We start from the raw sequence: 26,705 nt of genomic DNA, 5'->3' as shown, positions 1-26,705 counted from the left end.
CTCCGCCACCGCCCGGGTCAGGCGGCATTTATCCGAGAAAGAACAGTATCCGGCCAGGGTTACGGCCTGGCAATCAGCGCTTTGGATGAACCCGCTTGCGAAGCGCCGAGGGGACGTCAGGCCTTGCCGGCCTGGCTTTCCTCGCGCTCTCGGATGCGGGCGCGGCGGGCCTCCAGGAATCCCGCCAGGCCGATGCCGGTGGCGACCACCGCCACCACGATGGTGGCCAGCGCGTTGATCTCCGGCTTCAGCCCCAGGCGGATGGACGAGAACACGATCATCGGCAGGGTGGTGGAGCCCGGACCGGAGACGAAACTGGTGATGACCAGGTCGTCCAGCGACAGGGTGAAGGCCAGCAGCCAGCCCGAGACGATGGCCGGGGCGATGATGGGCAGGGTGATGACGAAGAACACCTTGGCCGGCCGCGCCCCCAGATCCATCGCCGCCTCTTCCAGCGACACGTCCATGCTGACCAGGCGCGACTGGATGACCACGGCCACGAAGGACATGGTGAAGGTGATGTGGGCCAGGACGATGGTCAGCACGCCGCGCCCCGCCGGCCAGCCGATCAGCTGCTCCGCGCTGACGAACAGCAGCAGCAGCGCCAGGCCCATGATGACCTCGGGCATGACCAGGGGGGCGGAGATCATGCCGGCGAACAGGGCCCGGCCGCGGAAGGCGCCGAAGCGGGCCAGCATCAGGCCGGCCACCGTGCCCAGCACCACCGCGCCGCAGGCGGTGGCGAAGGCGATGCGCAGCGACAGCCACGCCGCCTCCAGCATCTGTCCGTCCTGGATCAGCTCGTGGTACCAGCGCAGCGACGCGCCGGTCCAGACGGTCAGTGAGCGGTTGTCGTTGAAGGAATAGACCACCAGCAGAAGGATGGGCAGGTACAGGAAGGCCAGGCCCAGGCCCAGCAGCACCATCGGCAGGCGGGACTTCTTCATCGCGCGGCCCCCTTGTCCTGGTCGCGGCCCTGGAAGTGCTGGAAGATCATGATGGGGCCCACCAGGAAGGCCAGCAGGGCGATGGCCACGGCCGAGGCCGACGGCCAGTCACGGCTGTTGAAGAACAGGTTCCACAGCTCACGCCCGATCATCAGCGTGTCGGAGCCGCCCAGCAGCGAGGGGATGACGAACTCACCCACCGCCGGGATGAACACCAGCAGCGAGCCCGCGACGATGCCCGGCAGCGACAGCGGCAAGGTGATGGTCAGGAAGGCCTTCCAGGGCCGGGCGCCCAGGTCGGCCGCCGCCTCCAGCAGCGTGTGGTCCATCTTCTCCAGCGTCGCGTACAGCGGCAGGATCATGAACGGCAGGTAGGAATAGGTGATGCCGATGTAGACCGCGAGGTCGGTGTACAGGATCTTCAGCGGCTCATGGATGATGCCGAGGCTGAGCAGCAGGTTGTTCAGCAGCCCCTCGTCTTTCAGGATGCTCATCCAGGCGTAGACGCGGATGAGGAAGCTGGTCCAGAACGGCAGGATGATCAGCATCAGCAGCGGCCCGCGCCGCTTTTCCGGCGCCGTGGCGATGGCGTAGGCCATGGGATAGCCGATGAAGAGGCAGCACAGCGTGGAGACGAAGGCGATCTTCAGCGAATTCAGATAGGCCAGCAGATAGAGGTCGTCGTCGAACAGCGCCTGGAAACCGCTGAAGCGGATGTGCACGTCCAACCCGCCGTCCACCCACTCGATCAGCTTGGTGAAGGGCGGGATGCCCACCGCCGGCTCCGCCACACTGATCTTGAGCACTATCAGGAAGGGGATGAAGAAGAACAGCACCAGCCAGGCGTAGGGGCCCAGGATGACGCCCCCCCGGCCGGTAAGGCCCAGGCGACGGGTGACGCGCAGCACCCGGTCCTTCAGGGTGCGCGGCGCCACGGGGGGCAGGGCGGGTGAGGGCTGCGGCGCGGCGGCGGACGGCGGAGGTATGGCCAAGGCGGGTCCCCTCCCCTCAGTCCGTCAGGACGACGCCGGCGAACGGGCGCCAGCTCAGCCAGACCTCATCATCCCAGGTGATGGGCAGCTCGGTGCGGCGGGTCACGTTGGGCGCCGTCGCCCGCACGCGCTTACCGGACGGCAAATCGATCTGATAGATCGAGATGTCGCCCAGATAGGCGATCTCGCGCACCACGCCGCGCGTGATGTTGCGGCCGCTCCCGGCCTCCGCCGGCTTCTCCTTGGTGATGCTGACCTTCTCCGGCCGGATGGCCACCCAGCAATGGCTGCCCGCCGCCAAATGGGCGGTATGGGTGACATAGAGGTCGCAACCGGCCTCCGCCGACCGGATGAGGGAATGGTCGGGCTCCGATTCCACGATGTTGCCCTCGAACATGTTCACCGACCCGATGAACTCCGCCGTGAAGCGGCTGTTGGGGTATTCGTAGATCTCGGTGGGCGTGCCCACCTGGGCGATGGCGCCATGGTCCATGACCGCGATGCGGGTGGACATGGTCATGGCCTCTTCCTGGTCGTGGGTCACGACCACGAAGGTGACGCCCAGCTTCTCCTGGATGTTCACCAGCTCGAACTGGGTCTGCTCGCGCAGGCGCTTATCCAGGGCGCCCAGCGGTTCGTCCAGCAGCAGCAGCTTGGGCTTCTTGACCAGCGAGCGGGCCAGCGCCACGCGCTGCCGCTGGCCGCCGGACAGCTGGTGGGGCTTGCGCTTGGCGAAGGGGGTGAGCTTCACCAGCTCCAGCATCTCCGCCACGCGGGTGCGGATCTCATCCTTGGGCACGCCGTCCTGGCGCAGGCCGAAGGCCACGTTGTTCTCCACCGTCATGTGGGGGAACAGGGCGTAGGACTGGAACATCATGTTGACCGGGCGGTCGTAGGGCGGGATGCCCGCCATGTCGACGCCGTCGATGAAGATGCGGCCCTCGGTCGGCTGCTCGAACCCCGCCAGCATGCGCAGCAGCGTCGTCTTGCCCGACCCCGAGCCGCCCAGCAACGAGAAGAATTCCCCCCGGTAGATCGACAGGCTGACATTGTCCACGGCGGTGAAGTCGCCGAAGCGCTTCGTCACCTTCTCGATCCGGATGTACGGCTTGGCGGCCGGATCATGCCAGGGCTCGAACTTCACGGCCGGTGATTTGCCGATGGGACCGGTGGCGGCCGGCCGGGGACGGAGGTCGGGGGCGTCGGACATGAGGCGGCGGATCACGATGCTGAAAGTTGGCCCGATGGCGGACGTCCGATGGGCGCTTCCTGATTGGGGGAACCGCCTGCCCGGAATAGCGTTCCGAACTTGCTGAATGCCAGGGCGCGCCCCCGCTGTCCATAGGAACTATCGGGTCTGCGGCCCTGGGCCGCGCGTTTTTTCGCGGGTGCGATTTTGCGCAAAAATGCCAAAAATGAGAAACAAGCCAGACCCCAAGAAAATGGGGCGCCTCCGGCAGGCGGCGCCCCTGTTCCCTACACCCCGATATGGCGGCCTAGCGGCCGGTCTTGATACGGGTCCAGGTGCGGTTGCGCTCCTGCTCCGCCCGCTGGGCCAACTGCTTGATGGTGAACAGCTTGTCCATCACGTCCTTGGGCGGGTAGATGCGCGGATTGTCCTTGATCTCCGGCTTCAGCAGGGGCAGCGAGGCCGGCACGGCGTTGGCGTAGGAGACGGCGTTGCTGATGCCGGCCATCACCTTGGGGTCCAGCATGTAGTTGATGTAGGCGTAGGCCTCGGCCACGTTCGGCGCCCCCGCCGGAATGGCCAGGGTGTCGAACCACAGCTGGGCGCCTTCCTTGGGAATGGCGTAGTCGATCTTGACCTTGCCACCGGACCGGGCCTGCGCCTGCAGCACGTCACCGGAATAGCCGATGGCGACACAGGCGTCACCGCTGGCCAGCGGGTCGATGACGGACGGGACGAAGGTCTTGATGTAGGGGCGGATGCTGGACATCAGCTCACCCGCCTTCTTCACGTCGTCCGACTTCTCGCTGCTGGGCGGCAGGCCCAGGTAGTTCAGGACCGAGGGCAGGATGTCAGCCGGGCTGTCCAGCACGACGATGCCGCAGCTGGCCAGCTTCTTGGCGTTCTCCGGATCGAACACCTGCTTCCAGCTGTCGATGGTGGCGGTGCCCAGCGCCGCCTTCACCTTGTCCGGGTTGTAGCCGATGCCGACGGTGCCCCACTGGTAGATGGCGGCATACTCGTTGCCCGGGTCCACCTCCGCCAGGCGGGACATCAGCACCGGGTCCAGGTTCTTCAGGTTGGGGATCTTGGACTTGTCCAGCTTCTGCACCGCCTGCGCCTGGATGAACTTGCGCAGGGTGGGCTGGGCGGTCGGGACGATGACGTCATAGCCGGAATTGCCCGTCAGCAGCTTGGCCTCCAGGGTTTCCAGGTCGGTGTAGACATCGTACTTGGTCTGGATGCCGGTGGCCTTGGTGAAGTCGGCCAGCGTGGTCTCACCGATATAGTCGGTCCAGTTATAGACGTGGACCGTCTTGCTCTGCGCCCAGGCGGCACCGGCCACCGCCACCACCAATCCCGCCAGCAGCGGCACCAGCTTCTTTTTCATCCACTTCCCCGTTCTTGGAAATCGGCCGGGCCCGCGAGGCCCTGGGAAATCGGCCGGGCCCACGAGGGCCCTGGTCGGGGGCATTTGCACCCCATGGGACAGGCCCTGTCAAGCAGCCGGGGTGGCCTGTCGCCCATTTGTACTACATACCGCGCGCCGACCCGGCCCTTTGGGGCAAGCCCCGGAAAACACAAGCACCTTTGCGCACCCGCCCGGCCTCAGGTCGGCGCGCCCCGCGCCGCGATCTCCCGCGTTTCGGGCGTGAGCGGCCGCGCCTCCTTGCCGGCCTGGAACAGGGGCATGGGCTTGGGCTCCCTGGGCTTGAACTGGTTGAAGCCCTCCAGCTGGCCGCTGGCCTGCTCCAATGCCAGGCGCTCCTGGTCACGGCGCCGCACCTCCGCCGCCGTCTCGCGCGCCTCCTCCTCCGGCAGGCCCAGGAACTCCAGCGCGCCCTGGCCGAAGGCCAGCGCCGATTCCAGGGTTTCGCGCACCTGCAGGTCCACCCCGGCCGCGATCAGGTGCAGGGTGTGGCGGCGGTCGTAGGCGCGCACCAGCAGGCCGGCATGGGGAAAGCCGGACTTCACCAGGTCCACGATCTTGTTGGCGGCGTCCTTGTCGTCCACGCACACCGCCACCGCCCGGGCCCGGCCGGCGCCGGACGCGTGCAGCACGTCCAGGTTGGTGCCGTCGCCGTAATAAATCTGGAATCCGAAGCCGGCGGCCGCCTGGATCATCTCCACATCCGTGTCGATGATGGTGACGTCCAGCCCGCGCGCCAGCAGCGTCTGGCTGACCACCTGGCCGAACCGGCCGAAACCGATGATCAGCACCGCACCGTTGAGCCCGTCGGGGCGCGCCAGGCCGGCGGTGTCCGGCGCCGGTTCGGGCAGCAGGCTCCACACCAGCCGCACGGTCATGGGCGTCAGCACCATGGACAGGATGACGGTGGCGGTCATGACGGCGTTGACCTGCCCATCCAGCACGCCGACACCCATGCCGGCGCCGTAGAGCACGAAGGCGAACTCGCCGCCCTGGGCGAACAGGGTGGTGCGCTGGACGGATTCCCGGCAGTCGGCGCCCGAGACGCGGGCCACGGCATAGATGCCCGCCGCCTTGGTGGCGACGCAGCCCGCCAGCACCAGCAGCACCAGGCGCCATTCCGCCGCCACCACCGACAGGTCCAGCGACATGCCCACGGCCATGAAGAACAGGCCCAGCAGCAGACCGCGGAAGGGCTCGATATCCGCCTCCAGCTGATGGCGGAAGCCGGAGCCGGAGAGCAGCACGCCGGCCAGGAAGGCGCCCATGGCCATGGACAGGCCGCTGCTTTCCATCAGCAGCGCCGCCCCCAGCACCACGGCCAGCGCCGCCGCCGTCATCGCCTCGCGCACCCGGGACCCGGCCAGCAGGCCGAACAGCGGGTTCAGCACCCAACGCCCGGCCACGATGACCAGGGCCACGGCGGCGGCGGCCACCGCCACGCCCACCCAACTGCCGCGCAGATCATGGCTGGCCTCCGGCGCCAGCAGCGCCACGACGGCCAGCAGCGGCACCACCGACAAATCCTCCAGCAGCAGGATGGACATGGCGCGCTGGCCGAAGGGGGTCGACATCTCCCCCTTCTCCTCCAGCGTCTGGATGATGGCGGCGGTGGAGGATTGAGCGAAGCCCATGGCGGCGACGAACGCCACCGCGGGCGCAAAGCCCGCCAGCACGCCGGCGATGGTCATGAGCGCGCCGCAGACCGCCGCCTGCGCCACGCCCAGGCCGAAGATCTGGCGCCGCAGGGTCCACAGCTTGGCCGGCCGCATCTCCAGCCCGATCAGGAACAGGAACATGACGACGCCCAGCTCGGCGAAGTGCAGCACCGCCGCCGGATCGGCCAGGATGCCGAAGCCGAAGGGGCCGATGGCGAGGCCGGCGGCCAGATACCCCAGGATGGAGCCGAAGCCCAGCCGCTTGAATAGCGGCGCCGCCACCACGCCGGCGCCCAGCACGGCCACGATCTGCATCAGGTCGACGCCGGACGAGGTGTCGGTCACGCGGGATACCCCCAAGCTTGCCCCAAAGGGCCGCCGCTTGAATGGTTTGGGGCCCGATGGGGTGGACCCTAACAAGGATGCGACGCGACCAGCAAGGAAAGGGGTGGGAAAAAGGGGCGAGGCCACCGCCCCGCCCCACCACCGACGCGCCGGCCCTAGCGGAAATAATGCGGCAGGAAGCGTGAGGCGCCGGTGATGATGGGGCCCGCGTCCTCGCGCACGCACAGGCCGGCGGCCCCTTCCCCCACAACCCAGGCGCCCAGCACCACATGCCGGCCATCGTCACGGGCGAGGTCCACCGCCCGCTGATAGACCACGGGCCCCTGGCCATACCCGCCGGCGGTTTGCGCCACCTGTCGCCCGCCGCGCACCAGGCGGATGTTGGCGCCCTCGCGCGCCTGCGTGGGCTTGGCGATCCAGTCCGGCCCCACGGCCTCGGCGGTGAGGCCGGCGGGCAACAGGTTGGGATGGCCGGGGAACAGGTCCCACAGCACGGTGAGGATGGCCTTGTGCGACAGCAGCATCTTCCACGGCGGTTCCACCACCGTCAGAGCGGCCCCCGTCATGCCCGCGATCGGCAGGTGGGCGCCGAAGCGCTCCGCCGCCAGCCATTCCCAGGGGTAGAGCTTGAACCACAGCGCCAGCGGCCGGCGCCGTTCATCGACGAAGCGTGTCTTGTCCTTGTCCCAGCCCACCTGGGTGATGGGCAGATGGACGGCGTTCAGGCCGGCCTGGCGGGCCGTGTCCACCAGGTACTCCACCGTCCGCAACTCCTCCTCATAGTCGGCGTAGGACGACAGGTGAACGGGGGCATCGGACGGAAGGTTACGGCCGATTTCCCGCCAACGCGCGATCAGCCGCTCGTGGATGGAATTGAACTGGTCGGCGTCGGGCAGGACATCGCGCAGCCAGAACCACTGCACCACCGCCGATTCAATCAGGGTGGTGGGCGTGTCGGCGTTGTATTCCAGCATCTTGGGCTCGGCCAATTCCTCCCGGTCCGGGTTGTAAGCCAGGTCGAAGCGGCCATACAGGGCGGGGTCGCCGCGCCACCAGCTGTCGATGACATAGGCGCGGTAGGCCGGGCTGAGGCCGAAGCGGTCCATCAGGCGCGGCGTCGCCACCACGGCCGCCACCGCTTGCAGGCACAGCTGGTGCAACGTGTTGGTCGCGGCCTCCAGCCTGTCGATTTCATCGGCGGTGAAGGCGTAGGCGGCGGATTCATCCCACCACAGCCCATCGGCCTCGGCGCCGGGCGGCAGGCCCAGGGAGTGATAGGTCAGGCCCTGGGATTCGATGCGGGCGATCCAATCGGCCCGGGGCGTGAAGCGGATGCGTTCCATGATCGCGGCCTCTCTTACTCGCCTCCTCCACCACCACCGTGGCCGCCACCGCCCTCGCCACCGCCGCCGCCATGCGCGGCGGCACTTTCGCCAAAACCGCCGGTTTCAACGCCACCGGACTTGGTGCCGTAGACATAGCTTCCGCCGCCATGGCCGCCACCGCCGCCGGATCGGCAGTCCGCCTGCTGGTTCTGGTTCGCCTTGCAATCCTGATCGTGCTTTGAATCACACCCGCTCAACGACAGCGTCGTCGCGGCGGCCAGGGCCGCCAACGTGATGTGGTGACTGCGTTTCATGGATTTGTTCCCAAAGGGTTGGCACCGGGGGTGCACCCAATCAGCCGGCTCCACTCTCAAAGCCCCTGTTCCACGGGGCAGCCCCGCGGGACGAAGGGTGCGCCGGCGCCTACCCCCGCACCAACGGCACTGCGACATGTCAGGCCATGCATAATTGTGCGAGACATCGGTTTAGGCCCGCATGCCGAGTGACGCTCCGCTTAGCCCCTTGACGCCGCGGCGCTGGTGACGCACATGGCATCCCATCGCCATCCCACCCGGTGCCCATTCCATGCCGTGGCGTCCCATGACGGTGGCCGACTTGGCCCCCGCCTTCACCCTGGCCTGCGCCATCCACGTCGATTTTTTCGAGGCGCTGGAGGTCATGGCCGACAAGCTGGCCACCTACCCCGCAGGCTGCCTGACGCTGGAAGCATCCGATGGCCGGCTCTCAGGCTATGCCGTCAGCCATCCCTACGCCCGGGCCCGCGTGCCCAAGCTGAACCACCTGCTGGGTGGCCTGCCGGCGGATGCCGACATCTATTATATCCACGACATCGCCATCGACACCGCCGCGCGCGGCCGGGGCAACGCCGAGGCGGTGGTGGATCTGCTGGCGGCGCACGCGCGGCATGTGGGTTTCCGCGAAATACGGCTGCTGTCCGTCAATAATTCCGAGGCTTTTTGGCGGCGGCGCGGTTTCAGTGTGGTTGAGGATGAACACGTCGACGTGTCATCATACGGCCTTGATGCCATCTATATGCGACGGATTCTTTAAACCATTCGCCTTCGGCGTGATGGCAACGATGTCAATATAGCAACGGTGCCTTGCCTAAGGTCCGGGTATAGCCAGCTGTTAGAGCGGCGGCGTTAAGCCGCACCCCCTTTCTGGGCCCCTTTCTGGTTGGTGGTAACCGATGTCATTCCTGAAATCGCTGCGCGGCATCAGCGGCCGCATCCTGATCATCCCTCTGCTGGCCGTGATCGCGCTGGCGGCGCTGGGCGCCGTCACCGTCATCACCTCCAGCCGGACCCTGATGGAGGAGCGGCAGGCCCGCGCCCGCGTGGCGGTGGAGGCGGCGATATCGCAAATCCAGACGCTGGAAGCCAAGGCGAAGGCGGGCGAAATGCCGGAGGACAAGGCCAAGGAACTGGCCTTGGACCTGGCGCGCGCCTTCCGCTACGACGGCGACCACTACCTGATCATCCACGATGACACGGGCCTGACGCTGGCCAGCGGGCAAAGCCGCGCGCTGGAGGGCAAGCGCAACATGGACAGCGTCGACGCCAACGGCGTCCACTACGCCCAGGACCAGTTGCAGCGCGCCAAGGAGGGCGGCGGCTTCAGCTACTACGTCTGGCCGCCCAAGACGGGCGCCGCGCCGGCGCCCAAGGCCACCTACAACAAGCTGACCAGCGGCTGGGGCTGGGTCGTGTCCTCCGGCATCTACATCGATGACGTGGACGCGGCCGCCCGGGCCAGTGCCTATCGCACCGCCGGCACCGTGGGGCTGTTGGCGCTGGCGACCTTCGGCCTGGCCCTGTGGCTCAGCCGGGGCATCACCGGCCCCCTGCTGCGCCTGACCACCACCACCAACCGCCTGGCCGATGGCGATCTCAGCGTCACCGTGCCGGGCATCGGCCGCACAGATGAGATCGGCACCCTGGCCCAGGCGGTCAACGTGCTGCGCGACCGCTCGGCCGAGGCCGTGCACCTGCGCGAGCGCCAGGAAGGGATGAAGGAGGAAGCGGAGCGGGAGCGTCAGGCCGCCCTGGCCCGCCTGGCGGATGAGTTCGAAGGCAGCGTGAAGAAGGTGGTGGACGGCATCGCCGCCGCCACGACCGAGATGGCGGCCAGCGCCGACGCGGCCACTACGGCCGCCGCCCAGGCGGAAAGCCAGACCACCTCGGCCGCCGCGGCCGCCGAGCAGACCAGCGCCAACGTCGCCACCGTGGCCGCCGCGACGGATGAGCTGAGCGCCTCCATCCATGAGATCGCCCGTCAGATCACCCAGTCCTCGGAGATCGCCGCCGGTGCCGTGGCGGAAGTGGGCCGCACCAGCACCGCCATGGGCGACCTGGCGGCCTCGGCCGCGCGGGTGGGCGACATCGTGGCGCTGATCACCGGCATCGCCGGGCAAACCAACCTGCTGGCGCTGAACGCCACCATCGAGGCGGCGCGGGCGGGTGAGGCCGGTAAGGGCTTCGCCGTCGTGGCGTCGGAGGTGAAGAACCTGGCGACCCAGACCGCCAAGGCGACAGAGGAGATCCAGGCCAAGGTGGCGGAAATCCAGGGCATGACGGATGCCGCCGTGGACGCCATCGCCGGTATCGGCCAAACCGTGAACCGCATGAACGAAATCACCGCCGCCGTGGCGGCGGCCGTGGAGGAACAGGGGGCCGCGACGGCGGAGATCGCCGGCAACGTCCAGCAGGCGGCCACCGGCACGCAGCAGGTCTCCGGCAACGTGGCCGCAGCCCGCCAGGCGGTGACCGAAACCGGCGCCGTCGCCGAAACCGTGCGCGCGGCGGCCGGTGAATTGTCGCTGGAGGCGGAGCGCCTGCGCGGCCAGGTCCACGGTTTCCTGGCCAATATCCGCTAGGAAGCGAGACCAGCGGGGGCCGCTGGATATTTCTGGGGAGCGTCAGCGGACCGGAAATCGAGGATGGCAAGCCGGCGGATGCCGGCGCCCGCAGGGCATCAAACATTAAGCAACAAATTCTCCCGCTCCCAGCTGGAGATCACCTGCTGGTAGGCGGCGTCCTCGGCCTGCTTCACCGCCGTGACGCAGGCGACGAAACGCTCGCCGAATATCTCCCGCAAGGGACGGCTGGCGTTCAGCTTGGCCAGGGCGTCGCCTTGGTGGCGCGGCAGGGTGAAGGCCAGGCGATGGGCGGTGCCCTTCACCGGTTCCGTCGGCTCCAGTTCCTGCACCATGCCCAGGTAGCCGCAGGCCAGGCTGGCGGCGATGGCCAGGTAGGGGTTGGCGTCGGCGCCAGCCACGCGGTTTTCCACCCGCCGGGCCTCCGGCTGGCTCAGGGGCACGCGGAAGCCGGTGGTGCGGTTGTCCCGCCCCCAATGGACGTTGATGGGCGCGTCCGACCCCTGCACCAGTCGGCGATAGCTGTTCACGTTGGGCGCCAGCAGGGGCATGGCGCTGGGCAGGTACTTCTGCAGGCCGGCGATATGGCTCATGAACAGGGGGGTGTCGCCGCCGTCGGGATGGCCGAACAGGTTGCGCCCCGTTTTCGCGTCCACCAGCGATTGGTGGATGTGCATGGCGCTGCCGGGCTCGTTCTGCATGGGCTTGGCCATGAAGGTGGCATAGATGCCGTGGCGGATGGCCGCCTCGCGCACCGTGCGCTTGAACAGGAAGACCTGGTCGGCCAGGCTCAGCGCGTCGCCATGGTTGAAGTTGATCTCGATCTGGGCGGCACCGGCCTCATGGCTCATGGTGTCGACGTCGATGTCCTGCTGCTCGCAGTAATCGTAGACCGCCTCGAAAATGGGATCGAACTCGTTGACGGCGTCGATGCCGAAGGCCTGGCGCCCGCTCTCCTGCCGGCCGGAGCGGCCGACCGGCGGGACCAGGGGATAGTCCGGGTCCTTGTTCACCGCCACCAGGAAGAATTCCAGCTCGGGCGCCACCAGGGGCTTCCAGCCGCGCTCGGCGTAAAGCTCCAGCACGCGCTTCAGCACCCAGCGCGGGCTGATGTCCACGGCGGTGCCGTCGGCGTAGACGCAGTCGCAGATGACGGTGGCGGTGGGCGCCTCATACCAGGGGACGAAACGCACGCTGCCCGGGTCGGGCAGCATGTAGACGTCGGAGTTTTCCGGGTTGGTGACACTGTTGGGCGGGGTGTCGCCCGTCACGGTCTGGATGAAGACGCTTTCGGGCAGGCGCAGGCCGCGATCCCGCAGGATGCGCAGGAACTTTTCCGCCGGGACGATCTTGCCCCGGGCGATGCCTGAGAGGTCGGGCACCAGGCATTCCACCTCGGTGATGCGGTTGCTGCGGATGAATTCTTCCAGGACGGCCATGGGGTCGTGCACCTCGATATCGGGAATGGGAACGCCGCTCTCGGGCGATCCGAACCAGGCAAAATCGACAGGGACCGTCCCATCATATCGGGGCGGGAATGCGGCATGGCAGCGGCCAAAGCTGGCGGGAACCCTAGCGCTTGCGGCCTATGCCGAGGTGACAGCGCCCCCATCGGATGGTATGTGCGGACGGGTGCGTCCCCTCATTCTTCCGGATCGTCCCGCCCCCATGCCGTCCCCAACCATCCCCCGGGCCCTGAGTTTCCTGGCGTTGACCGGCCTCGCGGCGCTGCTGGCCTACGCGACGGTTTCGCCCACCCTGGACCTGGCCGCGGCCGGCTGGTTCTGGACGCCGCAGGGCGGCTTCGCCTGGCGGACGGACCCGGTGGCCAACGTCCTGCATGAGGCGGTGCAGGTGGGCGCCCGGGTGATGGCCGGCGCGCTGGTGCTGGGCACCGCCTGGACCGCCTGGCGCCGCCGGCACCCACGGGGTGCCACCCTCTTGGGCGCCGATGTGCGCGCCTGGGGCTTCCTGCTGCTGTCGCTGGCCATCGGGCCCGGCCTCCTCGGCAATGCCGTGCTGAAGGATCATTGGCACCGGGCCCGCCCCGTCCAGGTGGTGGAGTTTGGCGGAACCGCCCCCTACACCCCGCCCGTGCTGCCGGCGCCCAAGGCGAATTGCGGGCGCAACTGCTCCTTCGTGTCGGGGGACGCGGTGCTGGCTTTCTTCCTGCACAGCTTCGCCTATACCGCGCGGCGGCGGCAGCGCCTGTGGCTCTATGGCGGGCTGGGCGTCGGCGCCGGCGTGGGGCTGCTGCGCATCGGCATGGGCGGCCATTTCTTCAGCGACGTGATGTACGCCGGCCTGCTGGCGGTGCTGACCAGCGCCCTGGTGCATGCCACCCTTTACGGCCGCCGGGCCACGCTGGCGCTGTGGTGCCGCTGGCTACCCGGCTGACATGGCAACTCCCCCGCCCGATAATTGGCAAGGCAGCTGGCCAGATAGCTGGTACGTCCACTCCTCCCCGCCCGGCCCCGCCGTCCCGGCGCTGGCCGGCGACACGGACTGCGACGTCTGCGTCGTCGGCGCGGGCTATACGGGCCTGTCCGCCGCGCTGACATTGGCGGAACGCGGCTATGACGTGGTGGTGGTCGAGGCGGAACGGGTGGGCTGGGGCGCCTCCGGCCGCAACGGCGGCCAGCTGATCAGCGGCTACAACAAATCCGTCAGCGCCATCGCGCGGCTTAGCGGCGCCGACGACGCGCGGCGCCTGTGGGCCTTGGCGGAAGAGGCCAAGGCCCTGCTGGTCCGGCGGGTGGAACGGCACGGCATCGACTGCGCCCTGCGCTGGGGCTACATCAACGCCGCCGCCAAGCCCCGCCACCGTGCGGATTTGCTGGCCCAGCTGCGCGACGCCGAGGCCCTGGGCTACGACCGGCTGCGCCTGGTGGAGGGCGAGGCGTTGCGCGCCCTGCTGGCCAGCCCGCGCTATGACAGCGGGCTGGAGGATAGGGGCAGCGGCCACCTGCACCCGCTGGCCTACGCCCAAGGCCTGGGCCGCGCCGCGCGCGAGGCCGGCGCGCGCCTGTACGAGAACACGCCCGCGCTGGCCATCACCACGGGTGCCGCCCCGGTGGTGACGACACCCCACGGCCGCGTGCGCTCGCGCTTCCTGGTGCTGGCCGGTAACGCCTACCTGGGCGAGCTGGCGCCACCGTTGACGCGCACGCTGGTCCCCATCGTCACCTACATACTGGCGACGCGGCCCCTGGGGGCGGAACGGGCGGCGGCCCTGCTGCCGGGCGACCACGCGGTGTCGGACACCAACGTGGGCCTGCACTATTTCCGCCGCAGCGCCGACCACCGTCTGCTGTTCGGCGGCGGCGTGAACTTCGCCAACCGGGCGGCGCCGGACGCCAAGGCCAGGCTGACGCGCCGCCTTCATCACTGCTTCCCCCAGTTGGCGGGTGTGGGCATCGATCACTTCTGGCACGGCAGCGTGGGCATGACGGTCAGCCGCCTGCCCCAGTTGGGCCGCCTGTCGCCCACCACCTATTATGCCCATGGCTACAGCGGCCACGGCGTGGCCCTTACCGGCATCTGCGGCCAATTGCTGGCCGAGGCCATCATTGGCCAGGCCGAGCGCTATGACGTTTTCGCCCGCCTGCCCCAGCCCCCCTTCGTGGGAAGGCCCTGGCGCGTGCCCCTGCTGGTGCTGGCCAGCCTGTGGTACCGCCTGCGCGACCTGCTGTGAGAAAGCCGGCGCGCAGCGTCTAGCCCCGCGACCGCGGGCGCCGAAGATTCCGGGAGCCGAAGGCGGACTGGAAAACGAGGATGAGCCAAGGGCCGGACGCCCGCCTGCGCTGGAGGAATCAGAAAAAGGGCAGCTCCGCCTCTACCGGTTCCGGCACCGGCGCCCTGGGCATGTCCGACAGGGGGATGTCGAAGGTGACGACATCGGCCGGAATGCCGATCAGCAGCAGCGGGCACGGGTTGCCCACGCCCCGGTGCACGCGGTCCTCCAGCTTGCGCCAGTGGGTGGTGGCGGCACCGTATTTGTCCTGGCAGAAGGAGGCCGCCCAGGCCTCGGCGAAGGACGGCGCGCCGCCGGCCATGCGGCGGGCCACGTCATCCTGCTGCCGGGTGGTGGGGCGCAGGCCCAGAGCCAGCACGTCGGCGTCGCAGGTCAGGCCCCGGCCCTGGGCGAAGCGGCGCACCATGGGCACCATCTCATCCTGCAGGCTGCGGCCCCGGGTGACGATGACGCCGACGGAAATGACGCCCTCGGCATGCAGGCGCTTGAAGTTCTCAAGGTCGCGGTCGAAGAACGGGTCCTTGTTGTTCCACTCGATTTCCAGCGCGATGACGCCAACGCCGGGCACGTCGCGCACATGGTCCACCTCGTGGCTGATGGACTCGCGGCGCTTGCCGTTCACCCGCTTCTCGATGGTGAAGTGCGCCTTCTCCCACCCATGCTCAGCCAGGGAGCGGCGCAGGCGCTGGGTGATCTTGGCCTCCCCGCCGCCGGAGCCGACGATTTCCGTGACGGGGATGGACAGCGCGCCGATCACGGCGTCCAGCTCGGCCATGGCGTCGGGAAAGTCCACGCCCAGGATGGCCCGGGCATGGGACAGGAACTCCACCTGGAAGCCGCGCTGAAGCAAGGTAGGGAACATCTGCAGGTAACGTCCGCTGGCGAAAACCGAGGCGGGGACCCTACCCGATCCTGCGGCCCTGTCGATACCGGATCCGGCACCGGCATCTCCGAGGTGTTCAATAGTCGCCACCGGAGGAGGTCGCCGGCCAAGCCGCCGGCGATCGTCGCCCGGGATACGTCGGTAGGGCATCTATCTCCATCGGCCATACGGCTTCCGGCCCCCTGCTGTCCGGGAGATGCGTAGTCGCCCGCAACAGGCGTCGTCTAAGGTCTGCGCCGCGAAGCAGGGTCGCGCGGGCGACTCGGGAACACCCCCTGGGCGTCCGGCACCCCCGCCCCTGGCCCCGCGAGATCGAAGGGGGACGCCGGGATGATCATGCCTGATCCGTTCAACCAGGAAATGACCTGAGAGGCGAGCGTGAACGCGCAGCAAGATTTCACAACAACACTGCAACTAAGCTCCGCCGGTGACATGGACAAGGCCGAAGATTGGATCCGGGCCAATATTCGGGGTCGCTGGGCCATCGAGTTTCTGGGCATGGAAGAAAAACTGGATCCCGGCCTGAACCGCCGGTCCCAGGTCTTGCACGTGTCTTTCCGTTTCGGCCTGCGCGAGGATCTGGAGCGGTTCAAGCGCGACTACGCCGGCATAAAGACCCCCGGCGCCCCCTCCCCCGCCATGGCGGGCGCCAAGCGGCCGACCGGGAAAGCGGCCGCCTCGATGAAGCCCAAAAGCAAAGGGATTTTCGCGTGGTTGCGCTCATGAGGGCGCACGCCAGACTTATCCCCTTATCGCTTCCCTTCTAGTCGGAAAGACCTATTTTCCCGGCCGCGCGTGTCTCTAGATTCCCAATGGTTTCATGCTTCTGACCACTATCGTCCGGAACCCTTCAGGAGTACCGCTAAGAAGGATTGGCGACCTGGACGTCCTCTTGCCCCCGCCCGGCCAATTCAGGACGTTGAAAAACCGCCTGCCTAATGGAGTAGGCATATGCCCTGCCAATCCTTTTTCGCACTTGCAGCAGAGTATCTGATGGTGTCAGGATCACGTCAGACGTTTAGAAATACATCCTCGGATATGCGATTTCAGTCCCTCCGTCACGTCCTGTTAATCGCCTATAAACAATCAACCGCAGGCTGGAGCCATGCGTAAATTAAAAGAAACCTTAAGGCTGCCGCTTATTTTTGATCGGCGCTTCCTTGCATACTTTCATGACATTTTGGTTGCCGGGGTTTCGTTTATTGTTTCGCTGTACCTGAGGGTTGGGGATGGGATCACCCATTATACCCAAGCCCTGGTTCCCGGCGTCGCGCTCTTCACCATCATCGCCGCCGCTGCCTATCGCCTATTTGGCATGAACTCGGGCGTCTGGCGCTATGCTTCGTTGCGCGACCTGATGGCCATCGCCCGCGCCGTCACCACCACCATCCTGGTCTTCCTTCTGCTGATGTTCCTGGTGACGCGGTTGGACGCCCTGCCCCGCTCCGTCCCGCTGATCAACTGGTTTGTCCTGGTGGTGCTGCTGGGCGGCCCACGCCTGCTGTACCGCCTGGCCAAGGACCGCCGCCTGGCCGGCATCCTGGAAAGCAACGCCCGCGACCGCATCCCCGTGCTGCTGGTCGGCGCCGGCGACGAAGCTGAGATTTTCATCCGCGCCATGGCCACGGATCGCGACGCCGCCTATCGGGTCGTCGGCATCCTGGACGACAAGGGCGGCCGCATCGGCCGCGAGATCCACGGCGTGAAGGTGCTGGGCCGCTTGGCCGAGCTTTCGTCCGTGGTCGGCGACCTGGCCGCCGGTGGCCAGTGCCCGCGCCGCCTGATCCTGACCCGCCCCCGCGCCCGCCTGTCGGGCACCAAGCTGGGCGCGCTGGTGGAAAAGTGCGAGGCGCTGAACCTGGTGCTGGCCCGCCTGCCCGACCTCACAGACTTCCGCGACGCCGTGAACGAGGGGCCCATGACCGTGCGCCCCATCGTCATCGAAGACCTGCTGGGCCGTCCCCAGGTGGCCCTGGACAAGGGCGCCATCGATGGGCTGGTCGCCGGCCGTACCGTGCTGGTCACGGGTGCGGGCGGCACCATCGGTTCGGAACTGACCCGCCAGATCGCGCAGCTGAAGCCGCGCCGCCTGATCCTGCTGGACCATGGCGAGTTCAACCTCTACTCCATCGAGATGGAGATGCGGGAGAACTGCCCGGACCTGGACTGCCGCGCCGTGCTGGCCAACGTCCGCGACCGTAACCGCCTGATGGAAGTTTTCCATGAGGAGAAGCCGGAACTGGTGTTCCACGCCGCCGCCCTGAAGCATGTTCCCATGGTGGAGCTGAACCCGGTCGAGGGTGTGCTGACCAACGTCATGGGCACGCGCAACGTCGCCGACGCCGCCATCGCCGCCGGCGCGGCCGCCATGGTGCTGATCTCGACGGACAAGGCGGTGCGGTCCACCAACGTCATGGGCGCCACCAAGCGCATCGCCGAATGCTACTGCCAGGCCTTGGACATCGTGGCGTCCAGCGGCGTCGGCAAGGGCTGGCAAACCCGCTTCATGACGGTGCGGTTCGGCAACGTGCTGGGCTCCACCGGCTCGGTGGTGCCGCTGTTCAGCCGCCAGCTGCGCGCCGGCGGCCCGCTGACCGTGACCCACCCCGAAGTGTGCCGCTACTTCATGACCGTGCGCGAGGCGGTGGAGCTGGTGCTGCAGGCCTCGGCCTATGGCATGAACGCCGGCCGGGACGACCGTGGCCGCATCTTTGTGCTGGACATGGGCCAGCCGGTGAAGATCGTCGACCTGGCCCGCCAGATGATCCGCCTGGCCGGCCTGCGCCCGGACAAGGACATCAAAATCACCTTCACCGGCCTGCGCCCGGGCGAGAAGCTGTACGAAGAGATGTTCGCCGCTGCCGAGCCGCCGGAACAGACCTCGGCCGAAGGCGTGCTGGTGGCGTCGCCGCGCGCGGTGGACTTGGCCATCCTGCGCCGCTCGCTGGATGAACTGGACGCGGCCTGCGCCACCGCCGACGCCGTCCGCCTGCAGGCCCTGCTGCACCACATCGTCCCCGACTACAGCCAGCTGGAGCCGGTTCCCCTGCCCTCGGAAACCGTGCTGCCGCATCAGGCGTGAGACGGCGACACCACACCAGACAAAGGCCCGGAACCGCCAAGTTCCGGGCCTTTCGTTTTGGCTGGGCAACGATCACTGGCGAGGTGCGTGGGGCCAGTGCATTGGGGCACTTCAGGGGCCTCAAGGCACCCGCGCGAAACGCACAGGCGCGTCCGACCAGTCCACCAGGACGATGGCGTAAGGGCTGGTCAGGCTGCCCGTGGCGGTGTTGCGCGAGGACTGGTCGAATTCGTGGTACTCGACCACGAGGCGGTCGCGCATGCCTTCGCGGTGTTCAACGCGGGTATTGACCACCTCCACCCCCGCTCCGGAGGAGTTGCGGGACCCGAGGAAAACACCCAGCGCCATCAGCCGTTCCGGCAGGGCACCCGGGCTGCGCATCCCCACCAAGTCCCACAGCGACTGCCATTCGGCGGCGTTGCGGGCCACCAAGTAGGTCGTGCTTTGCGCCCGACTCAGCCCGCCGTGCCATTCGCCGCGCCCGACAAGGCTGGGGGAGACGGCGGGCGGTAGGGCGTTGTCATCGGGCGGCGGCTCGCCCCCCAGCCAGGCCATGCCGCCGGAGCAGCCTGTCAAGGCGGCGCCCATGCCCAGGGCCAGCCCCAGCGCGGCCATGCGGCGCGCCGGCCCTGCGGGGCAGCGACGACGACCGTCCCCCGCCCGACTGTCACAGCGGGCGGAAGCCGCGATCCGGGCCGCCTGCCGGCGGATGGGCCAGGGCCGGATCATGCCACCCGGGGCAAAACGGTTTCCACCAGGGTCGCCCAGTAGCTGGCGCCCATCGGCAGAACGTCGTCGTTGAAGTCATAGCGCGGGTTGTGCAGGGAACAGCCCAGCGCGCTGCCGCCCTGGCCGAGCCAGACATAGGAGCCGGGACGGGCGTTCAGCATGTAGGCGAAGTCTTCCGCCCCCATGCTGGGACCCATGTCGCCCAGCACGTTTTCCGCCCCCGCGACCTTGGCGGCAACGGCGGCGGCGATGGCCGAAGGTTCGGCATGGTTGATGGTGGGCGGATAACCCAGATGGTAGACCAGCTCACCCGTGGCGCCGAACACCGGCGGCAGGGTCTGCACCAAATTGCGCAAGCCATCCTCCAGCTGCTGGCGAATCTCGGGCGTCAGCGCGCGGACGGTGCCGGCCAGCTTCACCTCGTTGGGAATGATGTTGAAGGCCGTGCCGGCATGGATGCGGGTGATGCTGACCACGCCGCATTCCACGGGCGAGAGGCCACGGCTGACCAAGGTCTGCGCCGCCACCACCAGCTGGGCCGCGACCACCACCGGGTCCACCCCCAGGTGCGGCTGGGCGGCGTGGCCGCCGCGCCCCTGGATGGTGATCTCGAACCGGTCGGCGCCGGCCATGACCGGCCCGGGGCGCACGCCCATCTTGCCCGGCGGCAGTTCCGGCCAATTGTGCATGCCGAAAACCATGTCGCAAGGGAACCGGTCGAACAGCCCCTCCTCCACCATGCGCTTGCCCCCGCCGGCCCCTTCCTCCGCCGGCTGGAAGATGAAGTTCACGGTGCCGGAGAAGTTGCGCGTCTCGGCGAGATAGCGGGCGGCACCCAGCAGCATGGTCGTGTGCCCGTCATGGCCGCAGGCGTGCATCTTGCCCGCCACCTTGGAGGCGTGGGCGAAGGTGTTCTCCTCCTGCATGGGCAGGGCGTCCATGTCGGCGCGCAGGCCGATGGTCTTGCCGGTGTCCCGGCCTTGACCCTGCAGCACGCCCACCACGCCCGTGCCGGCCAGGCCGCGGTGCACGTCGATCCCGAATTCGTTCAGCTTCTCGGCCACGAAGGCGGAGGTCTGCGTCTCTTCGAACGCCACCTCGGGGTTCTCGTGGATGTGATGCCGCCAGGCCGTCATGTCGGCGTGGAAATCGGCGATGCGGTTCTGAATGGCCATAACGAAATCTCAAGGGCACGCGGAGACGAGGCGCACTGCGGAGGATGGCGGCGACGACATTTCCCTGCCGGGATGGCGCCGCCGCACGGGTTCGACCACGGCATCATAGCCACGGCCAGGGGGGAACCGCCAGGGGCTTCACCTGTCTGCGACGCGCCGCCGACCGCGTGGGCAGCCCCGGCGGCGTCCGCAGCCGGCGCGGAAGACACTCCCCCGCACCGGTCCCCGTGCGGTTTTATCGCGCCGCCTCCAGCGGCAGGTGCATGATGACCCTGAGGCCACCCTCCGCCCGGTTTTCCAGCCGGATTTCACCGCCATGGGCCCGCACCACGTCGTTGGCGACCGACAGGCCCAAGCCGGTGCCGCCGGTGTCGCGGGAGCGTGAGGCCTCCAGCCTGTAGAAGGGACGGAAGACGTTGTCCCACTCCGCCTCCGGAATACCCGGCCCCTGGTCGGTGACGGAAACGGCCACCGTCTCGCCCTGCACGGCCACGGCCACGTCGGCGCTGACGCCGTATTTCAGGGCGTTTTCCACCACATTGGTGAAGGCGCGTTTCAGCGCCGTGCGCCGCCCGACCACGCGCACCGGGCCGGGCGCCGGACTGAAGCCCACGGGCTTGCCGGCGTCACGGTAATCCTCGGCCGCGCGGGACAGCAGGAGGTTGAGATCCAGGGGCTCCAGCGTTTCCTGCGCCGCCTCGTCCCGGGCGAAGGCCAGCGTGGCGCCGATCATCGACTCCATCTCGCCCAGATCCTCCAGCATCTTCTCGCGCACACCGTCGTCGTCCACAAACTCGGCGCGCAGGCGCATACGGGTCAGCGGCGTGCGAAGGTCGTGCGACACGGCGGCCAGCATGCGCGTGCGATCCTCGACGAAGGCGCGCAGGCGGCGCTGCATCTTGTTGAAGGCGGCGGCGGCCAGCCGCACCTCGCGCGGGCCGCTCTCATCCAGCGAGGGGGCGTTCATGTCCACACCCAACCGGTCGGCGGCAGCGGCGAAGCGGCGCAGCGGCCGGGTGGTGAAGCCCAGCACCCAGGCGGACAGCAGGATGGCCACGGCGGCGCTGCCGGCCAGCGAGGCCAGGAAACCCGGTTCCGACAGGGCGTCGGCCCCGGCCATGGGGATATGCACGTTCAGCCAGCTGCCGTCAGCCAGTTGGTGGCTGGCCATGACGTACTTCGGCTCCGGCGGCGGGGTGGTGATGGTGCCGAAGGGCGGCAGGGCGATCATGTCCGTGTGATGGGGGCCCGGCGGGTTCACCTTGGGCTTCTCATACACGTCCAGCGACACGTCCTGGGTGGTGCCGGCGACGTTGACCTTGAAGTTGCCGTCTCGCAGGCCCGCCAGCATCTTGTCGCGAATGTCGGCCGGCTGGTGGTCCACCACGCCGGCGATGCTGGCCAGGCAGCCGGCCAGCTGCCCGCTCTGCGCCGCCGCCACGGCCTCGGCCCGGTCGGTGCGGTAAAGCCCCAGCGCGATGGCCTGGCTCAGGAGAATGCCGCCGACCAGCACGGCGAAGATGGAATACGACATGCGGTCGGTGACGGCCCTCATGGCGTGCCGACCTCGGCGGAGAAGATGTAGCCGCCGGATCGCACCGTCTTGATGATGGCGGGGTCGGCGGGATCCGTCTCGATCTTGCGGCGCAGGCGGCTGATCTGCACGTCGATGGACCGGTCGAAGGGCCCGGCGGCGCGGCCGCGGGTGATTTCCAGCAGGTCGTCGCGCGACAGCACGCGGCGTGGCCGCTGCACCAAGGCCAACAGCAGTTCATACTCCCCGGCTGTCAACGCGATCTCCTCCCCCGAGGCGGCGCTCAGGCGGCGCTGGGCGGGGTCCAGCATGTAGCCGGCGAAGCTGAAGGCGCCCGCCGCCGGGCTGCCGCCCACGTTGGCCGCCTGCGACCGGCGCAGCACCGCCTTGATGCGCGCCACCAGTTCGCGCGGGTTGAAAGGCTTGGGCAGGTAGTCGTCGGCCCCGATCTCCAGGCCCAGGATGCGGTCGGCGTCCTCGCCCATGGCGGACAGCATGACCACCGGCGGGCCGGACTCCGCGCGGATGGCGCGGCAGAGGGCCAATCCATCTTCACCGGGCAGCATCAGGTCCAGGACGATCAGGTCGATGTTCCGGTCGGCCAGGAACTTGCGCATCTCCTGCCCGTCGCGGGCGGCGGTGACGCGGTAGCCGTGGCGCGTCAGGTAGCGGGTCAGCAGATCGCGGATTTCCCGGTCGTCGTCGACCACCAGTAGATGAATGTTCTCAGACATCTCACGTCCCATATGCGGGCCCGCATCCATCCGGGGGTCATGCCAGTAAAGGCGTTTCCCCCAAAGCGCATCCGGGCATGGACAACTGTACCGGCAATCCCCGCCGCGTCCGACGGGGATGTTGTAACGACACTGTAAATGCCCACAAGGCCGGTTACGCACTGTTTCATTCGACCGGCCCGGCGGAAATCTCGGCGAAACAGGGCCATGGTCAGATGGGACCGTCAACGAAAACAGGAAAGCCTGAGGCCCCGGGGAAGCCGAACTTCGCCAAACCCCACCCCGGCGGCCCGCTCAAGCCAACCCACCCCTGAGGAGAACCACCATGAACCGCTTCGCCGCCCTGATGACCGCCACCGCCCTGCTGGTGGGCGCCGCCGCCCCGGCCTTCGCCGACGACGCCATGGTCAGCAGCTCTGACGCCCGCAAGGCCGTCCAAGCTTATCTGCAGGCCCACGACAAGGCCAACCTGCGTGTCGGCAGCGCCACCCGCAAGGATGAGTACTACAATGTCCCCGTCGTCACCGCCGAGGGCATCCCCTTGAAGTCCTTCCGCGTCGACGCCGCCAGCGGCAAGGTCCTGGACCGCTAACCCATCCCCTTTCGCGGAGCCCCCAAGGCGGGGGCACGGGGTCGCCCGGCGGCCCCTCCGCACCGATGCGAGACCGGTGGTGGTGGCGCCCCTTCCCCGCCGCCGGTTCGAAACGGGATGGCCTGATGGTCGTGTGGCCATCCCCGATCGCACCCGGCGGACGGCGAGCGCGTAGCGCCGTCCGCCGGTTTCCTCCGACCAACAGTTTCCCCTGGCCAACAGTTTCCCCCGCCGCCCTCTCGGAGACGCCCCCCATGAAAAGCCGACGCGGGCCCCTGCTCACGCTGACGGACGGCGGTGAAGGCGGCTCCCTGCAACAGCGCCTGTTCGAACGCCTGCGCCATGCCATCGCCACCGGCGTGGTGGCACCCGGCGAGCGCCTGCCCTCCACCCGCACCCTGGCCCGCGACATGGGATTGTCGCGCAACACCGCCGTCGCTGCCATCGAGCGCCTGACGGCCGAAGGCTACCTGGAATCCCGCGTGGGCTCCGGCACCTTCGTGGTGGAGAACCTGCCCCCCGATTACGCCCCGGCCGAGGTTCGGGCCCCGTCGCCGCGCCCCCAATGCCCGGCGCCGGCGGAAACGGCCCTGCCGTCGCCCACCCTGCCTTTCCGCCCCGGCATCGCCGCCGGCGACCAGTTGGACATCGAGGCTTGGCGGCGGGTGCTCAGCCGGTCCTGGCGCAGCCTGTCGGCCCGCGCGCTGGAGCGGGACAGCGCCCCCGGCTGGCGGCCGCTGCGCGTGGCACTGGCCAGCTTCCTGGAGGCCAGCCGCGGCCTGCGCTGCCATCCCGACCAGATTCTGATCCTGCCCGGCCGCGCCGCCGCCCTGGACCTGGCCGTGGGCCTGGCCGCCAGCCCGGGCGACCGGGTGTGGACGGAGGATCCCGGCTGCCCCTTGACGCAGGCGCTGGTGCGCCGCCTGGGCATGACGCCGGTGCCCGTTCCGGCCGATGCCGACGGGCTGGATCCCGCCAAGGGCGTGGCCCTGTCGCCCGACGCCCGGCTGGCCGTGGTCACCGCCAACTGCCAGATGCCGCTGGGCACGGTCATGAGCCTGGAACGCCGCCAAGCCCTGCTGGACTGGGCCGCGCGCGCCGACGCCCATGTCATCGAGGATGACGGCGACGGCGGCTTCACCTTCGAGACGCGCCCGCCCGCCACGCTCATGAGCCTGGACCGCGCCTGGGAGCGCCAAGCGGACCGGACAACCCAGCGGAACGGCCGTGTCCTGCATGTCGGCGGGTTCGAGCGCATCCTTTATCCCGGCCTGCGCATCGCCTACCTGGTGGTCCCGGACCATCTGCTGGACCGGGCGCTGGAGATGCGCGCCCTGTTCGAGCTGCACGCCCCCGTGGTGGAGCAGAGCGCCTTGGCGGAGTTCATCGACGAGGGACACCTCGCCTCCCACCTGCGCCGGGCCCGCCTGACCTATCAGGAACGGCGGGAGACGCTGATCGATGCCGCCCGCCGCCTGTGGGCCGGCGCGTTGACCCTGACGCCGGCGGCGGCCGGGCTGCAGATGGCGGCCAAGCTGGCCGACGGCCTGACACTGAAGACGGCGCCGGGCATGTCCGCCAACCTGGCACCCGACATGGCCCTGCGCCAGGCGGCGCGTGCCCGGTCCATCGACGTGACGCCGCTCAGCAGCTTCCACGCCGGCCGGGGCGGTACCCAAGGCCTGGTGCTGGGCTACGCTGCCTTCCCCCCGCCCCTGATCCTGAAGGCGGCGCAGCGCCTGGCCGAGACGCTGGAGGCGCATGCCAGCGGCACGGCCTGCGCCTATTGATTGCCCATCATCCCGGTCCCCATCATCCCGGTCCATGGAAAATATCGTTGCGCCCGCTCACGGGGGCGGTGTCCGACCAAAGACGGATCGCTTGGGCAATTTGTCCAGCGCATCCGGGCTTTTCACCCTGGGATTTCGGGGTTAAGGTCCATTTGCCCGCCGAATTGATCAACATCAAAGCTGATGGCCCCGGTCCACTGGCATGGTTCATCTGCTCGGTCGCGGTCTGCCGGCACTTGCCAGCGGCGATTTCGCTGCCCACTATGAGGACAGCGAGCGCATGGTCGGTAATGGTTGTCGTGTCGACCGGTAGCTTGCCGCCGGTCTTCTAGCTCTAGAGGACCGCTCCACGAAGGAGCCATCGGACAGATGGATTACGAAGCCTTTTTCCGCTCCCAGATCGATGGCCTTCGCCGCGAGGGCCGCTATCGCGTGTTCGCCGATCTGGAACGCCGCGTGGGTGAGTTTCCGATCGCCTCCTACTACCCTTCCCCGGATGAGCCACCGCGCGACGTCACCGTGTGGTGCAGCAACGACTATCTGGGCCAGGGCCAGAACCCGGTGGTGCTCGCGGCCATGCGCGAGGCGCTGGCCAAGTCCGGCGCCGGCGCCGGCGGCACCCGCAACATCTCCGGCACCAACCATTACCACGTGCTGCTGGAGCGTGAGCTGGCGGACCTGCACCGCAAGGAAGCGGCCCTGCTGTTCACCTCGGGCTACATCTCCAACGAGGCGTCGCTGTCGACGCTGCCCAAGCTGCTGCCCAACTGCGTCGTCTTCTCCGACGCGCTGAACCACGCCTCGATGATCGAGGGCATCCGCCACAGCGGTGCTGAGAAGCACATCTTCCGCCACAACGATCCCGAGCATCTGGACCAGCTGCTGAGCCGCTACCCGGCCGACCGCCCCAAGCTGGTGGCGTTCGAGAGCGTCTATTCCATGGACGGCGACATCGCCCCCATCGCCGAGATCTGCGACGTGGCGGACAAGCACGGCGCCATGACCTACCTGGATGAGGTCCACGCCGTGGGCATGTATGGCGCCCGTGGCGCCGGCGTGGCCGAGCGTGACGGCGTGCTGGACCGGCTGACCGTCATCGAGGGCACGCTGGGCAAGGCCTTCGGCCTGATGGGCGGCTACATCACCGGTTCGGCCGCCCTGGTCGACTGCGTGCGCAGCTTCGCCTCCAGCTTCATCTTCACCACCTCCATCGCCCCCGTCATCGCCGCCGGCGCCGCCGCCTCCGTCCGCTACCTGAAGGAGCATGACGAGCTGCGCGTGCTGCATCAGGAACGGGCGGCCACGCTGAAGCGCCTGCTGACGGAAGCCGGGCTGCCGGTCATGCCGTCGGTCAGCCACATCGTGCCGGTGCTAGTGGGTGATCCGCGCCTGTGCAAGCAGGCCAGCGACGATCTGCTGACCAAGCACGACATCTATGTCCAGCCCATCAACTATCCCACCGTGCCCCGGGGCACGGAGCGGCTGCGCATCACGCCCACGCCCTTCCACGACGACCATCACATGGCCCGTCTGGTGGATGCCTTGCTGGACGTGTGGAGCCGACTGGAACTGCGCAAAGCGGCCTGAACCGCCCACCTGATGAAAGGCCGCCCACCCGGGCGGCCTTTTTCATTGAAGCATCATCAACCGA

Annotated in this window: 22 protein-coding genes; 9 read left to right on the top strand and 13 right to left on the bottom strand. The window is 68.4% G+C overall.

Translation table 11 applies throughout. The annotated features are described in order from the left end of the window. Positions 1–116: 116 nt before the first annotated feature. From UAJ10_RS16260 to UAJ10_RS16230, 7 genes are all read right to left on the bottom strand, one after another. The gene (locus UAJ10_RS16260; protein WP_322916269.1) at positions 117–947 is read right to left on the bottom strand and encodes an ABC transporter permease subunit; all 831 of its coding nucleotides are present in this window, start codon (positions 945–947) and stop codon (positions 117–119) included. Next, positions 944–1,855, bottom strand: a complete 912-nt coding sequence (locus UAJ10_RS16255; protein WP_322917339.1) for an ABC transporter permease subunit — start codon at positions 1,853–1,855, stop codon at positions 944–946. Before UAJ10_RS16255 ends, UAJ10_RS16260 begins: the two co-directional genes overlap by 4 nt. Before the next feature lie 100 nt (positions 1,856–1,955). Beyond that, entirely contained in the window at positions 1,956–3,149 is a 1,194-nt protein-coding gene (locus UAJ10_RS16250; RefSeq protein ID WP_416235373.1) for an ABC transporter ATP-binding protein, read from the bottom strand. Between the two features lie 286 nt (positions 3,150–3,435). Beyond that, positions 3,436–4,518 (bottom strand): polyamine ABC transporter substrate-binding protein, encoded by a 1,083-nt coding sequence (locus UAJ10_RS16245; protein WP_322916268.1) that lies wholly within the window; start codon positions 4,516–4,518, stop codon positions 3,436–3,438. 218 nt (positions 4,519–4,736) lie between these two features. Next, on the bottom strand, positions 4,737–6,560 hold the full coding sequence (locus UAJ10_RS16240; RefSeq protein WP_322916267.1) for a monovalent cation:proton antiporter-2 (CPA2) family protein: 1,824 nt from the start codon (positions 6,558–6,560) through the stop codon (positions 4,737–4,739). A gap of 155 nt (positions 6,561–6,715) precedes the next feature. After that, positions 6,716–7,903, bottom strand: a complete 1,188-nt coding sequence (locus UAJ10_RS16235) for a glutathionylspermidine synthase family protein (RefSeq protein ID WP_322916266.1) — start codon at positions 7,901–7,903, stop codon at positions 6,716–6,718. A gap of 14 nt (positions 7,904–7,917) precedes the next feature. Beyond that, a complete protein-coding gene (locus UAJ10_RS16230) occupies positions 7,918–8,199 on the bottom strand; it encodes a hypothetical protein (RefSeq protein WP_322916265.1) in 282 nt (93 codons plus the stop codon). 271 nt (positions 8,200–8,470) lie between these two features. Between UAJ10_RS16230 and UAJ10_RS16225 the strand changes: the two genes are divergently transcribed. Both UAJ10_RS16225 and UAJ10_RS16220 read left to right on the top strand, forming a co-directional pair. Beyond that, on the top strand, positions 8,471–8,956 hold the full coding sequence (locus UAJ10_RS16225; RefSeq protein WP_322916264.1) for a GNAT family N-acetyltransferase: 486 nt from the start codon (positions 8,471–8,473) through the stop codon (positions 8,954–8,956). Positions 8,957–9,095: 139 nt separating this feature from the next. After that, the gene (locus UAJ10_RS16220; protein ID WP_322916263.1) at positions 9,096–10,781 is read left to right on the top strand and encodes a methyl-accepting chemotaxis protein; all 1,686 of its coding nucleotides are present in this window, start codon (positions 9,096–9,098) and stop codon (positions 10,779–10,781) included. A gap of 98 nt (positions 10,782–10,879) precedes the next feature. Here UAJ10_RS16220 and UAJ10_RS16215 read toward each other — a convergent pair whose 3' ends face one another. Further along, positions 10,880–12,220 carry a glutamine synthetase family protein gene (locus tag UAJ10_RS16215; protein WP_322916262.1) on the bottom strand — a complete coding sequence of 447 codons (1,341 nt, stop codon included), beginning with the start codon at positions 12,218–12,220 and terminating at the stop codon, positions 10,880–10,882. Between the two features lie 229 nt (positions 12,221–12,449). Between UAJ10_RS16215 and UAJ10_RS16210 the strand changes: the two genes are divergently transcribed. Continuing rightward, entirely contained in the window at positions 12,450–13,178 is a 729-nt protein-coding gene (locus UAJ10_RS16210) for a phosphatase PAP2 family protein (RefSeq protein ID WP_322916261.1), read from the top strand. A 1-nt stretch (position 13,179) separates the two neighbouring features. Beyond that, complete coding sequence (locus tag UAJ10_RS16205; protein ID WP_322916260.1) at positions 13,180–14,475, top strand: NAD(P)/FAD-dependent oxidoreductase; 1,296 nt, start codon at positions 13,180–13,182, stop codon at positions 14,473–14,475. A 118-nt stretch (positions 14,476–14,593) separates the two neighbouring features. Here UAJ10_RS16205 and UAJ10_RS16200 read toward each other — a convergent pair whose 3' ends face one another. Then, complete coding sequence (locus UAJ10_RS16200) at positions 14,594–15,397, bottom strand: BglII/BstYI family type II restriction endonuclease (protein ID WP_004274424.1); 804 nt, start codon at positions 15,395–15,397, stop codon at positions 14,594–14,596. 399 nt (positions 15,398–15,796) lie between these two features. Between UAJ10_RS16200 and UAJ10_RS16195 the strand changes: the two genes are divergently transcribed. Both UAJ10_RS16195 and UAJ10_RS16190 read left to right on the top strand, forming a co-directional pair. Beyond that, entirely contained in the window at positions 15,797–16,144 is a 348-nt protein-coding gene (locus UAJ10_RS16195; protein WP_322916259.1) for a hypothetical protein, read from the top strand. 379 nt (positions 16,145–16,523) lie between these two features. After that, positions 16,524–18,500 carry a polysaccharide biosynthesis protein gene (locus tag UAJ10_RS16190; RefSeq protein ID WP_416235372.1) on the top strand — a complete coding sequence of 659 codons (1,977 nt, stop codon included), beginning with the start codon at positions 16,524–16,526 and terminating at the stop codon, positions 18,498–18,500. Between the two features lie 120 nt (positions 18,501–18,620). Here the strand turns inward: UAJ10_RS16190 and UAJ10_RS16185 are convergent, their stop codons facing one another. The 4 genes from UAJ10_RS16185 to UAJ10_RS16170 form a co-directional block, all read right to left on the bottom strand. Then, positions 18,621–19,115, bottom strand: a complete 495-nt coding sequence (locus UAJ10_RS16185; RefSeq protein WP_322916257.1) for a hypothetical protein — start codon at positions 19,113–19,115, stop codon at positions 18,621–18,623. 110 nt (positions 19,116–19,225) lie between these two features. After that, a complete protein-coding gene (locus UAJ10_RS16180) occupies positions 19,226–20,404 on the bottom strand; it encodes a M20 aminoacylase family protein (RefSeq protein ID WP_322916256.1) in 1,179 nt (392 codons plus the stop codon). Positions 20,405–20,639: 235 nt separating this feature from the next. Continuing rightward, entirely contained in the window at positions 20,640–21,959 is a 1,320-nt protein-coding gene (locus tag UAJ10_RS16175) for an ATP-binding protein (protein WP_322916255.1), read from the bottom strand. Further along, on the bottom strand, positions 21,956–22,672 hold the full coding sequence (locus tag UAJ10_RS16170; protein ID WP_145609170.1) for a response regulator: 717 nt from the start codon (positions 22,670–22,672) through the stop codon (positions 21,956–21,958). The genes UAJ10_RS16175 and UAJ10_RS16170 overlap by 4 nt, the downstream gene beginning before the upstream one ends. Positions 22,673–22,997: 325 nt before the next feature. Here UAJ10_RS16170 and UAJ10_RS16165 point away from each other — a divergent pair, with 325 nt between their 5' ends. The 3 genes from UAJ10_RS16165 to hemA all read left to right on the top strand — a co-directional run bounded on the left by UAJ10_RS16165 (position 22,998) and on the right by hemA (position 26,641). Beyond that, positions 22,998–23,264, top strand: a complete 267-nt coding sequence (locus tag UAJ10_RS16165) for a hypothetical protein (RefSeq protein ID WP_322916254.1) — start codon at positions 22,998–23,000, stop codon at positions 23,262–23,264. A 254-nt stretch (positions 23,265–23,518) separates the two neighbouring features. Then, positions 23,519–25,054 (top strand): MocR-like pyridoxine biosynthesis transcription factor PdxR, encoded by a 1,536-nt coding sequence (gene pdxR / locus UAJ10_RS16160; RefSeq protein WP_322916253.1) that lies wholly within the window; start codon positions 23,519–23,521, stop codon positions 25,052–25,054. Between the two features lie 369 nt (positions 25,055–25,423). After that, on the top strand, positions 25,424–26,641 hold the full coding sequence (gene hemA, locus UAJ10_RS16155; RefSeq protein ID WP_145609167.1) for a 5-aminolevulinate synthase: 1,218 nt from the start codon (positions 25,424–25,426) through the stop codon (positions 26,639–26,641). Positions 26,642–26,705: the final 64 nt, after the last annotated feature.

The sequence above is a fragment of the Nitrospirillum guaranorum genome (assembly GCF_034653275.1).
Lineage (GTDB): Bacteria > Pseudomonadota > Alphaproteobacteria > Azospirillales > Azospirillaceae > Nitrospirillum.
The sequence above is the reverse complement of the archived record's forward strand: the minus strand, read 5'-3'. Positions and strand labels throughout refer to the sequence as shown.